Genomic DNA, 14,141 nt, shown 5'->3' on the forward strand with positions numbered 1-14,141 from the left:
CCCCCACACAGTGCTGCATACCGCTGCGCATCCACAATCAACCGCTGCGTGCGGAACATATACGTATCCGGCGAAAACCCCCGCTTGAAGCGAAACAGCGAATCCTCCGCCTCGCCGCCACGCCCGCGCCCGCCGCCGAGGTTCAGCACGCGATAGCCCTGCGTGCGTCCCCACTCGCGCTGCGCATGGATCAGCAGCTTCAGCGGCTGGCGGTGCAGCCAGCGTTCGTCGGCGCCGTACAGGTGGCCTTGCAGGATGCCGGACGACGGCGCCACCGTCAGCAGCGCGGCGCCGATCACCGTACCCGATTCTTCCGCCACGAACAGCCGCAGGCTCGGGCCCAGTTCGGCGCGCAGGGTCTGGTAGTAGCGCTCGTCGAAGTAGTAGTACGCCGGCGCCTGCAGCCGCTGCATCGACTGGTTGTACAGCGCGACGAAATCGCCAAGCGCGGCAAACGACTCGTCGATGCGCACCGTGACGCCGGCGCGCCGCGCCTTGTTGATGTCGTTGCGGTGGCCATGCGTGGTGTCGTGCCAGTGCTCGGCCTCGCTCCTCGTCAGGTCGATGGCCACGGTCGGTGCCTGCTCGACCAGCTCGCCGACGGCGCTGTGCCACTCGGCATTCAGGATCGGATGCAGGCGGATAAACCACGACACGCAGCCGGCCGCGCGCAGCATGTCCACGGCCTCGCGCAGCGCGGCGTCGGCAAAGTGCTGGCTGGCGCTCGCGCTCAGGATAGGGCCGCCGTATCCGTAGGGCGAGACCGCGTCCCAGTGGCCGCCGTCGAGCTCGCGCCGCACCAGCGGCAGCAGCAGTTCGGCTTCGCCCTCGCGCGCGTACAACCCGTAGGCCGTGCCACGGTCGCCGAATTCGGCCGCGCGCAGCCAGCCGGGCATGTGATAGCAGTCATGGCGGCAGCGTTGCAGCACCGCGAGCCAGGACGGATGGGATGTAGCGAGCAGTTCGATCTTCATGCGGCGGCATCCTGCAGGCACAGGCCGGCGACGGTCCGCGCCACGTGTGCGATGTCACGCACGCCATAGCGATAGTCCACATGGAACGCCAACAGCTGGTCGGACAGCATGCGGTGCGCGGCGGGAACGCCTTCGCGCTGCATCGGCCATAGCACCGCGGGATAGATGTGCTCGGCAATCAGCGCCGCGCGGCATGCTTCGCGCGCGTCGTGCGTGGCAAAGCGCAGCATGGCGTAGGCCGGCGTCTGCAGCGGCCTCACCGGGCTGCCCGATCCGCACAGCGCGGTAAGCCGAGCGCTGAAGACGGTGCCGTTCTCGAGCCGGCGCCGTCGCAACTGGCGCAGGTCGATCGCCGGCGCCAGCGCCTGCGTCAGTGCACATGGCCCCGAGATCTCGTCGGCGCGGCCGAGCGCCGCTTCGACGTCGCGTGCCAGCGCCAGGTAGCGCACCTTCTCCAGCGGCGCGCCGCGCAACCATGCATCCTTCATCGCCATGGCGGCAGCGAGCCGCGCGGCCAGTGTCGCATGCGCTTCGGTGACAGGGGGACGCGGCAGGCTTTGTCCGGGAGCGGCGCGCGCGATGCCGCCATCGGGCAGCGGCAACAGCTTGCGCAGCGAGGCGAACAGATAATCCGGCGTGCGCGCATACGACCATGGCGCGAGCCAGTCGTGGGTGCGGTCCAGGATCACGGCGCCGCCGCTGACCCGCACCGCGCACGGCATGCCGAAGTACTCGACCACCAGCGCGGCCTCGTCGTCGGCGAGCTGCAGCACGGTGCCGGGCTCGAACGGTGCATGCGGGTACAGGCGCACGTCGATGTCCTGTGCAGCGGCATCGGTCACGTCATGGCAGTAGTAGCTCGGCACGTACAGGCAGCGCCAGCCGCGTGCCTTGCCATGCGCGATGACCGCGCGCAGCGCGTCCCGGCCGCTGCCGTAGAGGACGGCATCCTGTGCCAGCCATGGCGGTCCGCCGGTGGGCACGGTAGCGTCGAGCGAAAAAAACGAGCCAAATTCCGGGGCGCAGTCCATATCCTTTACCTGTCTTCCTCCCACCCCTGGGAAGCTGCCGGGGCACGCTTCAGGCCGCATGCTGCTTACCCTGCAGAAACGGCCGCGCCTGCCTCGACAAGCGCGCCCGCTTATGCACGGTGACGCGAACCTCGCCGGTCACCGGATCGGCATCGATCAGCCGGTAGTGCCGTACCGTGCTGCCCTGCCAGCGCGCCGCGTGTTCCCACACGGCGGTCTTGACCGGATACAACAGCCCGCGCGCGTTGACGAACGCGATCGCGCCAATGGCCAGCACCGCCACCAGCACGATCTGCGGCACGGGCCCGCGCACGCGCATGCCCGCATTCAGCCATGCCACCGCCAGTCCCACGGCGCCGCCCAGCAGCGTTTCGGAGAGCGTGTGGTAGTGGCCGGCCACCAGCTTCTCGGCCATCAGCAGCGCCAGCGCCAGCCCCGCGAACCAGCCGGCGCGCGCCACGCGCGGACCCACCGCCGCTCCCAGCAGCATCAGCAGCACCGGGTACACCGCCGCGGTCAGCATGGCGTGGCCGCTGACGTTGTACAGGTCGAGCGACGGCAAATACCAGCCGCCGTAATCAAAAGCGAGCTTGGCGGCGCCGACCAGCGCGGCGCCGCCGCCGAACGTGGCCAGCCAGACGAGCGCGCGCCGCCAGGCACCGCCTGCGGCGAGCGCCACCGCGATCGCCACGCCAACTGGCAGCAACCACGTACTCTCGCCCAGCAGGATGAATGGCGGCCACGATGTCATCGCGGCATGGCGGCTGCGCAGGACTGCGCAACGTTCGCTGCCTCTGCCAGGTTTGCCACCTTGTCTGCCCTCTCGTCCACCACCGCTGCCACCTCCATCGTCGCGCGGCGCATCACCTCGCGCACGACCCGCGCCGTCTTGTCGATCTCGGCATCGGTCAGCGTCGGATGCACGAGCAGCATCAGGCTGGTTTCGCCCAGTTGCCGCGCCGCCGGCAGGCGCGCTTCCGGACGCCAGCCGGTGCCGTCGAACGCTTTTTCCAGGTAGCACTCGGCGCAGCCGCCTGCATAGCAAGGCACGCCCGCGGCGACGATCTCGGCCATGATGCGGTCGCGGCTCCACCCTTGGGCCAGCCGCTCGGGCCGCACGAAGGCGTAGAACTTGTACCAGGCGTGCTCCGTGTGCGCGGGCGGCAGCGGCACGCGCAGCGCTTCGCATGGCGCCAGTGCGGCGGCCAGCGTCGCGGCATGCTGCGTGCGGCGGCGGGTCCAGGAAGCGAGGCGCTGCAACTGGATGCGGCCGATCACGGCCTGCAACTCCAGCATGCGCCAGTTGGTGCCGAAGCTGTCGTGCACCCAGCGAAAACCAGGGGGATGCTGACGCTCGTACACCGCTTCCCAGCTCTTGCCGTGGTCCTTGTACGACCACATCCGCAGCCACAGCTCGCGGTCATGGGTGGTGACCATGCCGCCTTCGCCGCCGGTGGTCATGATCTTGTCCTGGCAGAACGACCAGCATCCGACGTCGCCGATCGACCCGACCATGCGGCCGCGATAGCGCGCGCCATGCGCCTGCGCGCAGTCCTCGATCACTTTCAGCCGGTGCCTGCGCGCCAGGTCCATGATCGGGTCCATCTCGCACGGCAGGCCGCCCAGGTGCACGCAGATCACCGCGCGCGTGCGCGGCGTCAGCACGCGTTCTATGGTGGCGGCGCTCAGGTTGCCGCTGTCCGGATCGACGTCGGCAAATACCGGCACCGCGCCGGCATTGGCCACGCATGAAATGCTGGCGACAAAAGTGCGCGGCGTCACCACCACCTCATCGCCCGCGCCGATGCCCAGCGCCTTGAGCGCGACGTCCAGCGCGAGCGTGCCGTTGGCCAGCGACACGGCATGCGGCACGCCGCACCAGGCCGCGAACTCCCTCTCGAATTCGCGGCATTGCGAACCGGTCCAGTAGTTCACGCGGTTGGACAACAGCAGCCGATGCACGGCATCGGCCTCTTCGGCGGTGAAGCTCGGCCAGGGCGAGAACGGTGTGTCTAGCATGGGCGGGATCGTGACCTTCGGTGGTTGCAACGCAGGACAGCAGCGCAGGAAAGCAACGAAGCGAAAGCTTTCAGTGCTGGCTGCCGGTGAATACGGTGGCGGAGACCTCGCCGGCAGCGCTGATGCCGTCGCGCTGCAAGACCGTACGCACGGTCAGCCACAGGATACGGATATCGAGCCAGCGCGACTCGTGGTCGACATACCAGACGTCGAGGCGGAACTTGTCTTCCCAACTGAGCGCGTTGCGGCCGTTGACCTGGGCCCAGCCGGTAATGCCGGGCAGCACGTCATGGCGGCGCGCCTGCTCGGGCGAGTACAGCGGCAGGTAGGCCATCGGCAATGGGCGCGGGCCCACCAGGCTCATGTCGCCCTTGAGCACGCACCACAGCTCGGGCAGTTCATCCAGGCTGGTACGGCGCAGCATCCAGCCAAAGGGCGTAATGCGCTCGTGGTCGGACAGCAGCTCGCCGTCGGGGCCGCGCGCATCGGTCATGGTGCGGAACTTCACCAACTCGAAGGGCCGGCCGTGCCGGCCCGCGCGGGTCTGGCGGAAGATCACGGGACTGCCCAGCTTGATGCGGACCATCACGGCGAGGACCAGCAGCGGCACGGCAAGCAGCAGCAGTGCCAGCGACGCGAGGACGATATCAAGGATGCGCTTCATGATGTGATGGCGGTGGCGGCCGCAGGACCGCGCTGCGACGGCGAACAGGCCGCCATGCGGCGCGCTGCGCCTGGCTGGGAAACGCCTTCATCTAATCAAAGTTCAACCGGCAAGTGAAGGCAGCCATGTGGCCTAGGCCACCAGTGTGAAGCGGCTGGAAGTGCGCTCGGCCAGCGTACGGCAGCACACGTTGGCTAATTGCGCGGGCCAGGCAGAAATCAATAATGGCTGGCATGGAAGACTATCTCGGAACGTCGCGCCGACACCGTGCCGCAGCCCTCGCACGGTGCCTGCAGAGGGCGCGACCAGGCGTGCGCCGCGTTCAGCCGCGCGCACCGCTGGCAGGCAAGGGGCGCGCAGCGCTGCACGCGGGAACGGGAGCGATCATGTTGCAGGTATTGCCGATGTCGCACAGGCACGCAGGAGGGCCGCGATCATGAGTCCCCGGCTGTCTTCCCTCGCGCAAGGGCTGGTGTCGCTGTCGCGCCGGCGCAAGGTCGTGCTGATGGTGGTGGCCGACCTGGTGGCGCTGCCGCTGTGCTTCACGCTGGCGCTGTTCCTGCGGGCGGGCAACTTCGACCTGATCGCGCAGTACGGCATCACGCCGGCGGCGGTGATCGCGATCTGCACCATTCCGGTGTTCTCGTACAGCGGGCTGTACCGCACCGTGGTGCGCTACTTCGACCTGAAGGTGCTGTGGGTCACCGGCATCAGCCTGGCCTGCCTGATCGGGCTGACCTATGCGCTGTCGTTCCTCGTCAAGCTGGACCTGCTGCCGCGCACCGGCGTGCTGATCTACTGGTTTATCGCGTTCGCCTATGTGGTGGTGTCGCGCTTCGTCGCGCGCGCGCTGCTCAACCTGACGCAGCAGCGGCGCTTGCCGGCAGACAGCCGACCGGCGCTGCGCGTGGCGATCTTCGGTGCCGGCGAGGCGGGCTTCCAGCTTGCCATCGCCATGCGCGCCAGCCTCAACCACAAGGCGGTGTGCTTCTTCGACGACGACCTCACGCTCGACAAGAAGATCTTTGCCGACCTGCCGGTCTACCACAGCGACCAGATGCGCGAGCAGATCTACCAGCACGGCATCAACGAGGTGGTGCTGGCGATGCCGGCGCTGTCGGTCGAGCGCAGGCGCCTGATCGTCGACAAGCTGCACCGCTATGCGGTCAGCGTGCGCACGCTGCCGACACTGCTGGAGCTGGTGGACCGCAAGATCACCATGCAGTCGATCCGCGACATCAAGATCGAAGACCTGCTCGGGCGCGATATCGTGCCGCCGCGCGAGGAGCTGTTTGCCAAATGCACGCACCGCAAGGTAGTGCTGGTGACCGGCGCGGGAGGCTCGATCGGCAGCGAGCTGTGCCGGCAGATCGCCACCTGTGACCCGGCACGGTTGATCCTGTTCGACCATTCCGAGTTCGCGCTGTACGTGGTCGAGCAGGAGCTGCGCCGCGGCTTCCCGGACCTGGACCTGCAGGCGCGCATCGGCTCGGTGTGCGATGCCGAGGCGGTGGCCGCAGCCATGCGCGGGCAGCGGGTCGACACCGTCTATCATGCGGCCGCCTACAAGCACGTGCCGCTGGTGGAAGGCAATATGTCCGAGGGCATCCGCAACAACGTGCTGGGCACCGTCAATATCGCCAACATGGCGGACCGCTTCGGCGTGCGCACCTGCGTGCTGATCTCCACCGACAAGGCGGTGCGGCCCACCAATGTGATGGGCGCCAGCAAGCGCATCGCCGAGCTGGTGTTCCAGGCCGCCGCGGCGCGGCCCGGCACGCGCACCACCTTTGCCATGGTGCGCTTCGGCAACGTGCTGGGCTCGTCCGGATCGGTGGTGCCGCTGTTCCGCCGGCAGATCCGCGCGGGCGGCCCCATCACCATCACGCATCCGGACGTGATCCGCTTCTTCATGCTGATCCCCGAGGCGGCGCAGCTGGTGATCCAGGCTGGCGCGATGGCGCGCGGCGGCGAGGTGTTCGTGCTCGACATGGGCAAGCCGGTGCGCATCGTGGACCTGGCGCGCACCATGATCGAGATGTCGGGGCTGGTGGAGCGCACGCGCAAGAACCCGGCCGGCGATATCGAGATCAAGGTGGTGGGCCTGCGCCCCGGCGAGAAGCTGTATGAAGAGCTGCTGATTGGCGGCGACGTCACGCCCAGCGAGCACGAACGCATCATGTGCTCGCACGAGCCGTTTCTGGAGCAGGGCGATCTGGAGCAGCGCCTGGCGCGCCTGTTCGCCGCGTGCGAGACGCGCGACGAGGTGCGGATCCAGACGCTGGTGCAGGCGATCGTGCCCGAGTACGCACCGTACAGCTCGCTCGACAACCGCCCGGCGCAAGCCCCACGCCAGCCGCTGCAGGCTGCCATCCGCAAGATCGCGGGCGTGCCGCTGTTTCCGCCTGAAGACGATACGCCACTGGAGCCGGTCAGCGCCTCGGCGCGCGGCAACCCGTCATGAATCCGCGCGGCCTGCTGCATGGCCGTGCGCCGTGCGCTTCAAACGCGCGTGCGAGAGCGAACAGAGCACGACGCCGTGCCGGCCTACCATGACCCGGCGCACACAGAGGCGGGACGGCGCATGCCGGTCCGGCCTTTGCGTGGTGCCCGGCAGCCGTCCCGTGCGTTTCCCTACCCCGAAGCTGACACCATGACCAACATCGACAAGCTGCACCGGGTTTTTGCCGACGTACTGTGCATCGAGCAGGAGCGGGTCACCGACGACCTGACCTACAACACCATCCCGGAATGGGATTCGGTGGCGCACATGGCACTGGTTGCCGAGATCGAGAACCTGTTCGAGATCATGATGGACACCGACGACATCGTCGACATGAGCTCCGTGGCCAAGGCCAGGGAGATTCTTGCCAAGTACCGCGTCGTCATCTGAGGACCGTCATGCTGCTCCAGGACAAGATCGCACTCATCACCGGCGCCACGCGCGGCATAGGCCAGGCGACTGCGCAACTGTTCGCCGCCGAAGGTGCTCATGTGTTCCTGAGCGGCCGCTCGGAAGAGCGCGTGGCGCAACGCTGTGCGGAGCTGACCAATGCCATGCCCGGCGCGCGGGTGACGCCGCTGGTGCTGGACGTATGCAGCCCGGACAGCGTGCGCGAGGCGTTCCAGTCCGTGTACCGGCAGGCAAAGCGCCTGGACGTGCTGGTAGCCAACGCCGGCGTGCTGGAGGATGCGCTGATCGGCATGGTGACCGAGCGCCAGATGCGCTATGTGTTCGACACCAACACCTTCGGCGTGCTGCATTGCGCGCAGTACGCCAGCCGGCTGATGGCGCGAGGCCAGGGCGGCAGCATCATCAGCCTGGCTTCGATCATGGGGACCAACGGCAACGCCGGCGAGGCGGTCTACGCCGCCAGCAAGGCGGCGGTGATCGGCATCACCAAGTCGCTGGCCAAGGAGCTGGCGCCGCAGGGCATCCGCGTCAATGCGATCGCGCCTGGCGTGATCGACACCGACATGGCGCGCTCGGTCGGGCCCGAGCACTTCGCGCGCAGCGTGGCCGCGGTCAAGATGGGCCGGGTGGGACAGCCAATCGATGTGGCAAAGGTCGCGGCGTTTCTGGCGTCGGACCTGTCTTGCTACGTCACCGGCCAGACCATCGGCGTGGATGGGGGGATGCTGGTTTGACCTTCGCTCATCGCCTGCAGGCATTCGGCAGCCAGACCGCGCTGGTGCTGCAAGACGGCACCCGGGTCAGCTATGCGGCGCTCGCGCGCGAGGCCGACGCGGCGTACACCGCCGATGGCGCGCCCGCGCGGCGGCGCACGCTGGTGGCGATCGAATGCAGCAACGGCTTGCCGGCGCTGGCCGCATACCTGGGCGCGCTGCGCGCGGATATCCCGGCACTGCTGGTCGATGCGGAACTCGATGCCGGCCTGCGCGAGGGGCTCTACGCGCACTACGGTGTCGCGCATATCCATGGCGCCGACGGCTGGCGCGCGCGTGCCATCGCATCACCGCCGGTGCATCCGGACCTGGCGCTGCTGCTGTCGACCTCGGGCAGTACCGGTGCGCCCAAGCTGGTGCGGCTGAGCCTGCAGAACCTGCAGGCCAATGCCAGCGCCATTGCCGGCTTTCTGGCGCTGGATGACAGCGAGCGCGCCATCACCTCGCTGCCGATGCACTATTCGTACGGACTGTCGGTGATCAACAGCCACCTGCTGGTCGGCGCCACGCTGGTGATGACGGCCGAGCCCTTTACCGCGCGCGCATTCTGGGACCGCCTGCGCGAGCAGTCGGCCACCAGCCTGGCCGGCGTGCCGGCGCAATACGCGATCCTGCGCCAGCTTCGCTTCGAGCGCATGGCGCTGCCGTCGCTGCGCACCATGACGCAGGCCGGCGGGCGCCTGCCGGACGCGCTGCAGCGCTGGTTCGGCGAACTCGCGGCAGCGCGCGGCCAGAGGTTTTTCGTGATGTACGGGCAGACCGAGGCCACCGCACGCATCGCTTACGTGCCGCCGCACCGCCTGCTGAAGAAGATCGGCGCGATCGGCATCGCCATCCCCGGCGGCAGGCTGGAGCTGCGCCGCGAGGACGGCACCGTGATTTCCACCGCGGGGGAGAGCGGCGAGCTCTGCTATACCGGGCCCAACGTGATGCTTGGCTACGCCAGCGAAGCGGCCGACCTGTGCGCGCCGGACCTGCAGCAGGGCTACCTGCGCACCGGCGACTTGGCGCAGCGCGACAGCGACGGCTACTTCCACGTGACCGGCCGCCTCAAGCGCTTTATCAAGGTGTTCGGCAACCGCATCGGCATGGACGAGGTGGAAACGCAGCTGCGCGGCGAACGCCACGACGTGGCCGTGACCGGCCGCGACGACCTGCTGGTGGTGGCCGTGCGCGGCGCCAGTGCCGCGGCGCTGGATGAGCTCGCCAGCACCATCAGCAAGCGCTACCGGCTGCACCGCTCGGCCATCCGCGTGGTGGGCGTGCAGGCCTTCCCGATGTCGGGTGCGGGCAAGGTGCGCTATGCCGACCTGCTGACCGAGCTGGTCCCCGCGGCGGCAGCGAACTGAGACGGCCACCCACCGAGCCACCACCGCAGCCAGGCACACAGGAGACCTCACCGCATGGCAACCGAGCGCCCCTACTTCGCCTGGCCCGTCTACGACTTGCCGCACGCCGAGAAGTCGGCGCGGCTCGCCACGCTGCTGAGCGCGCTGACCTGGCACCATGCGGATCGCTGCCTGCCGTACCGGCGCGTGCTGGAAGGGCGCGGCTATCAGGCGGGCGAGACCTTCGCGCTGGAAGAACTGCCGTTCCTGCCGGTGCGCCTGTTCAAGGAATACGAGTTGCGCTCGGTCGCCGAAGCCGAGGTGTTCAAGGTGCTGACCTCATCGGGCACCACCTCGCAGCGCGTCTCGCGCATCGTGCTGGACCGCGACACCGCCACCGCGCAGACGCGTGCGCTGGTGCTGATCGTGCAGCAGTTCCTCGGCAAGGCGCGGCTGCCGATGCTGGTGCTGGACCATCCCGGCGTGATCCGCGACCGCGCCTCGTTCTCGGCGCGCGGGGCCGGCATCCTGGGATTTTCCAGCTTCGGCCGCGACCATACCTATGCATTGCGCGATGCCGGCATGGCGCCGGATTTCGCGCTGATCGCCGACTTCCTCGCGCGCCATCGCGGCGAGCGCATTTTCCTGTTCGGCTTTACCTTCATGATCTGGCGCCACTTCCTTGCCGAGCTGGAGCGGCAGCGCGTGGAGCTGGACTTCGACGACGCGGTGCTGATCCACGGCGGCGGCTGGAAGAAGCTGCAGGACGAGGCGGTGGACGGTGCCACCTTCCGCCGCCGGCTGCGCGAACGCTGCAATATCTGCGCGGTGCACGACTTCTACGGCATGGTCGAGCAGGTCGGCTCGATCTTCATGGAATGCGAGCATGGCCGGCTGCACACGCCCGCCTTTGCCGACGTGCTGATCCGCGATCCCCATGACTGGTCGGTGCTGCCGCCAGGACGCGCCGGCGTGATCCAGGTGCTGTCGCTGCTGCCGGGCAGCTATCCCGGCAACAGCCTGCTGACCGAGGACACCGGCACCTGCCTGGGCATCGACGACTGCCGGTGCGGGCGGCTGGGGCGCACCTTCCGCGTCCACGGCCGCATTGCGCGCGCCGAGCTGCGCGGCTGCAGCGATACCTATGCGGCTGGCCTGTCGCTCGCTCCCGCCGGAGCGCGTGCATGACAACGCTTGCCTTCCTCAATCCCGACGTGCCCGGCATCCCGACAGCGGTCGCGCCTGAGGCGCTGGCCGGCGTGCCGATGCTGCCGCCTTACAGCGATGCGGCAGTGGACTTTGCCGCGGCGCTGTCCGAAGCACTGCTGCATGCGCCACCGGCGCGCGCGTATCCGGAGCTGACCGCGCTGGCGTTCTGGCTGCGCCGCGCCAACCTGACGCGGCTGTGCGACGAGGTGCGCCGGCAGTGGCAGGCGCGCCCCGATGCGCCGGTGCTGCTGCCGCGCGGCACCGTGCTGCATTTCGCGCCCGCCAATGTCGACACCATCTTCGTCTATTCGTGGATGCTGGCGCTGCTGAGCGGCAACCGCAATATCGTGCGCGTCTCCACGCGCGAATCGCCCCAGGCGGCGATTTTGGTCGATACGGTGCGGCGCCTGCTGGCCGGGCCCGCGCACCAGGCGATCGCGCAGCGTACGCTGCTGGTGCGCTATACGGCGGACGAGGCCGTCACCGCGCGGCTGTCGGCGGTATGCGATGTGCGCGTGATCTGGGGCGGCGACGACACCGTGGCGGCGATCCGCCGCATCGCGCTGCCGCCGACGGCTACCGAGATCTGCTTCCCGAACAAGTACTCACTGGCGCTGGTATCGGCCGCGGGCTGGCTGGCCGCGCCGCCGGCGCGCCAGACGGCATGGGCGCATGCCTTCCACAACGACGCCTACTGGTTTGGCCAGATGGCATGCTCGTCGCCACGGCTGGTGTTGTGGATCGGCGAGCGCGGGCTGGCACGTGAAGCGAGCCGCGGCTTCTGGCAGCGGCTTGGCCATATCGTCGCGGCCCGGCCGCCGGCGCTGGGCGATGCCGACTACGTCAACAAGCTGGTGGCGGCCGACGCGCTCGCAATCGAGACCCGTGCCGAAGTGCGCACCGAGGGCAACAACGACCTGGTGTGCGTCTGGCTGGACGAGCCGGCGCTGCATGCCGCGCGCCATTGCGGCGCGGGGCTGTTCTTCGAATCGTCGATGCCAGCGCTGGCCGGCCTGCCCGCATTGCTGGACCGCAGTGTGCAGACCGTGACGTACGCCGGTTTCGAGGCCGCTGAGCTGCGCCGCTTTGTCGCGACCAGCCTGGCGGGCGGCATCGACCGCATCGTGCCGTTCGGCAAGGCGCTGGCGTTCGCGCCGGTGTGGGACGGCCTGGACCTGACGCGCGTCTTCCTGCGCGAGGTCACCGTGTTCTGAAACCCGCCAGGAAGCGCGCCCCGCCAGCCGTCCAGTCCTGCCTTCCACCGCCGACCGACCATGCCGCTGCTGCATCCCGAACCCATTTCTTCCGTCGTCATCGCCGGCGCCGGCGGCTTCGCGCTGGAGATCTTCGACTACCTGTACGAGGAATCGCTGGCCGGCGCCCCGGCCGTGTCCGGCTTTATCGACGATGCCCCCGACCGGGTGCCGGATGGCGTGCCGCTGCCATACCTGTCCACGGTGGCGGACTTCCGGCCCGCCTTGGGGCAGGTGGTAGTGGTGGCCATCGGCATGGTGCGCGGACGGCGCGCGGTGGTGACGCGCCTGGCGGCAGCCGGCGTAGCGCTGCCCGCGTATGTGCACGGCACCGCCATCGTGTCGCGCCAGGCGCGGCTGGGCCGCGGCGTGCTGGTATGCCCGTTTGCCATCGTCAACCGCAATGCGGTGATGGAGGACGGCGCGCTCGCCGGCGTGCATTGCAGCGTCGCCCACGGCGCGCACGTGGGCGCGTACTCGATTCTTTCTCCGTTCGCGGCGGTCAACGGCGATGCCTCGGTCGGCGAAGGCTGCTTTCTCGGCACGCGCGCCACCATCTATCCGCGCATCCATATCGGCCGCGACTGCGTGGTCGATTCGCATTGCGGCGTGCGCGCCAACGCACCGGACCGCCAGATGATCTCGTCGCGCGGCACCTACCAGGTGAGCCCGCTGCGGCTGCCGGCATGACCGTATGCCCTGGTGCTGCGTGGGCTAGCGTACGCACGCCGCCGCGCGTGCCGCCGCAGCGCGTGGCGGATGCCGTAGGCTGAGGGCATCGCAATCGGGCCGCTATCGGGCAACTATCGGGCCGCGCCGCTGCTTCGAACCTGTTCCATCTCGACATGCACTAGCCAACCATGCAAACCAGAGTGCTGGCCCTGCCCAAGTACGGAAGACTGGGCGCTTCGTCCCGGCTGCGCAGCCTGCAGTTCCTGCCCTGGCTGGCGCAGGCGCAAATGGATGTCACGGTGCAGCCGCTGCTGAGCGACGCCGTGCTGGCGCAGCGCTACCGGCAGTCGCGCTACGGTGCGACGGCACTGGCATGTGCCTACGCCGGCCGCCTGCGCGCGCTGTGGCAGCGCGATGCCTTCGACCTGCTGTGGATCGAGAAGGAAGCGCTGCCGTGGCTGCCGGCGTGGATGGAAGCGGCATGCCTGCGCGGCGTGCCCTACGTGCTTGACTACGACGATGCCCAGTTCCACAACTACGACCTGCACCGGCTGGCGCTGGTGCGGCGGCTGCTGGGACGGCGCCTGGACCGGCTGATGGCGGGCGCGCGCCTGGTGGTGGCCGGCAACGACTACCTGGCGCAGCGCGCGCGCGATGCCGGCGGCGGCTGGGTCGAAGTGGTGCCCACCGTGATCGACCTGGAGCGCTACCGGCTGGCGCGCCCGGTGAGCGGCAGCACCGGCGCACCGCCGCGCATTGTCTGGATCGGCTCACCGTCTACGGTGCGCTACCTGCAGTTGCTGGGCCCCGCGCTGACCGAGCTGGCGCGCACGCATGCCTTCACGCTGCGCGTGATCGGCGGCGAATTCGATGCCGTGCGGATGCCGGGCGTGACGGTGGAGTGCGTGCCCTGGTCCGAGGACACCGAGGTAGCCGGCATCGGCGCCTGCGACGTGGGCATCATGCCGCTGCTGGATTCGCCGTGGGAGCGCGGCAAATGCGGCTACAAGCTGATCCAGTACATGGCGTGCGGGCTGCCGGTGGTGGCTTCGCCGGTGGGCGTCAATGCGCAGATCGTCAGGAACGGCCACAACGGCCTGCTGGCCGACAGCACCGAGACCTGGCAGCAAAGCCTGGCCCGGCTGCTGGCCGATGCGCCGTTGCGCGCCGGCATGGGCCGCGCGGGGCGCGCGATGGTCGAGCAGACCTACTGCGTGCAGCAGGCCGGACCGCGGCTGGGCCGGCTGCTGCGCGAAGCGGCGGGCGTGGCGCCGCAGGCCGGCGTGATGCAGGCCATGGGCTGA

Annotated in this window: 13 protein-coding genes; 8 read left to right on the forward strand and 5 right to left on the reverse strand. The window is 69.0% G+C overall.

What is annotated here, in order from left to right; translation table 11 throughout:
* From AB1I47_RS27865 to AB1I47_RS27885, 5 genes are all read right to left on the reverse strand, one after another.
* Nucleotides 1-974 (reverse strand): GNAT family N-acetyltransferase (locus AB1I47_RS27865; RefSeq protein WP_354686933.1); only part of this gene is annotated, 974 nt, incomplete at its 3' end.
* A complete protein-coding gene (locus AB1I47_RS27870) occupies nucleotides 971-2,005 on the reverse strand; it encodes a hypothetical protein (protein ID WP_354686934.1) in 1,035 nt (344 codons plus the stop codon). The genes AB1I47_RS27865 and AB1I47_RS27870, both read right to left, overlap by 4 nt.
* A gap of 49 nt (nucleotides 2,006-2,054) precedes the next feature.
* Entirely contained in the window at nucleotides 2,055-2,756 is a 702-nt protein-coding gene (locus AB1I47_RS27875) for a hypothetical protein (protein WP_354686935.1), read from the reverse strand.
* On the reverse strand, nucleotides 2,753-4,024 hold the full coding sequence (locus AB1I47_RS27880) for a DegT/DnrJ/EryC1/StrS family aminotransferase (protein WP_354686936.1): 1,272 nt from the start codon (nucleotides 4,022-4,024) through the stop codon (nucleotides 2,753-2,755). Before AB1I47_RS27880 ends, AB1I47_RS27875 begins: the two co-directional genes overlap by 4 nt.
* A 70-nt stretch (nucleotides 4,025-4,094) precedes the next feature.
* Nucleotides 4,095-4,688 (reverse strand): sugar transferase, encoded by a 594-nt coding sequence (locus tag AB1I47_RS27885; RefSeq protein ID WP_354686937.1) that lies wholly within the window; start codon nucleotides 4,686-4,688, stop codon nucleotides 4,095-4,097.
* A 436-nt stretch (nucleotides 4,689-5,124) separates the two neighbouring features.
* On the opposite strand from AB1I47_RS27885, the gene AB1I47_RS27890 reads away from it, so the two are divergent.
* From AB1I47_RS27890 to AB1I47_RS27925, 8 genes are all read left to right on the forward strand, one after another.
* Complete coding sequence (locus tag AB1I47_RS27890) at nucleotides 5,125-7,152, forward strand: polysaccharide biosynthesis protein (RefSeq protein WP_354686938.1); 2,028 nt, start codon at nucleotides 5,125-5,127, stop codon at nucleotides 7,150-7,152.
* Nucleotides 7,153-7,341: 189 nt separating this feature from the next.
* Nucleotides 7,342-7,581, forward strand: a complete 240-nt coding sequence (locus AB1I47_RS27895) for an acyl carrier protein (protein WP_354686939.1) — start codon at nucleotides 7,342-7,344, stop codon at nucleotides 7,579-7,581.
* 8 nt (nucleotides 7,582-7,589) lie between these two features.
* Nucleotides 7,590-8,336, forward strand: a complete 747-nt coding sequence (locus AB1I47_RS27900) for an SDR family NAD(P)-dependent oxidoreductase (protein WP_354686940.1) — start codon at nucleotides 7,590-7,592, stop codon at nucleotides 8,334-8,336.
* A complete protein-coding gene (locus AB1I47_RS27905) occupies nucleotides 8,333-9,724 on the forward strand; it encodes an AMP-binding protein (RefSeq protein ID WP_354686941.1) in 1,392 nt (463 codons plus the stop codon). The genes AB1I47_RS27900 and AB1I47_RS27905 overlap by 4 nt, the downstream gene beginning before the upstream one ends.
* A gap of 54 nt (nucleotides 9,725-9,778) precedes the next feature.
* Nucleotides 9,779-10,891 carry a LuxE/PaaK family acyltransferase gene (locus AB1I47_RS27910; protein WP_354686942.1) on the forward strand — a complete coding sequence of 371 codons (1,113 nt, stop codon included), beginning with the start codon at nucleotides 9,779-9,781 and terminating at the stop codon, nucleotides 10,889-10,891.
* Nucleotides 10,888-12,126: an acyl-CoA reductase gene (locus tag AB1I47_RS27915; protein WP_354686943.1), complete on the forward strand. Its 1,239-nt coding sequence runs from the start codon at nucleotides 10,888-10,890 to the stop codon at nucleotides 12,124-12,126. The genes AB1I47_RS27910 and AB1I47_RS27915 overlap by 4 nt, the downstream gene beginning before the upstream one ends.
* A 60-nt stretch (nucleotides 12,127-12,186) precedes the next feature.
* Complete coding sequence (locus tag AB1I47_RS27920) at nucleotides 12,187-12,855, forward strand: acetyltransferase (protein WP_354686944.1); 669 nt, start codon at nucleotides 12,187-12,189, stop codon at nucleotides 12,853-12,855.
* Between the two features lie 170 nt (nucleotides 12,856-13,025).
* Nucleotides 13,026-14,141 carry a glycosyltransferase family 4 protein gene (locus AB1I47_RS27925; protein WP_354686945.1) on the forward strand — a complete coding sequence of 372 codons (1,116 nt, stop codon included), beginning with the start codon at nucleotides 13,026-13,028 and terminating at the stop codon, nucleotides 14,139-14,141.

It is taken from the genome of Cupriavidus necator, from assembly GCF_040578825.1.
GTDB classification, from domain to species: domain Bacteria; phylum Pseudomonadota; class Gammaproteobacteria; order Burkholderiales; family Burkholderiaceae; genus Cupriavidus; species Cupriavidus necator_E.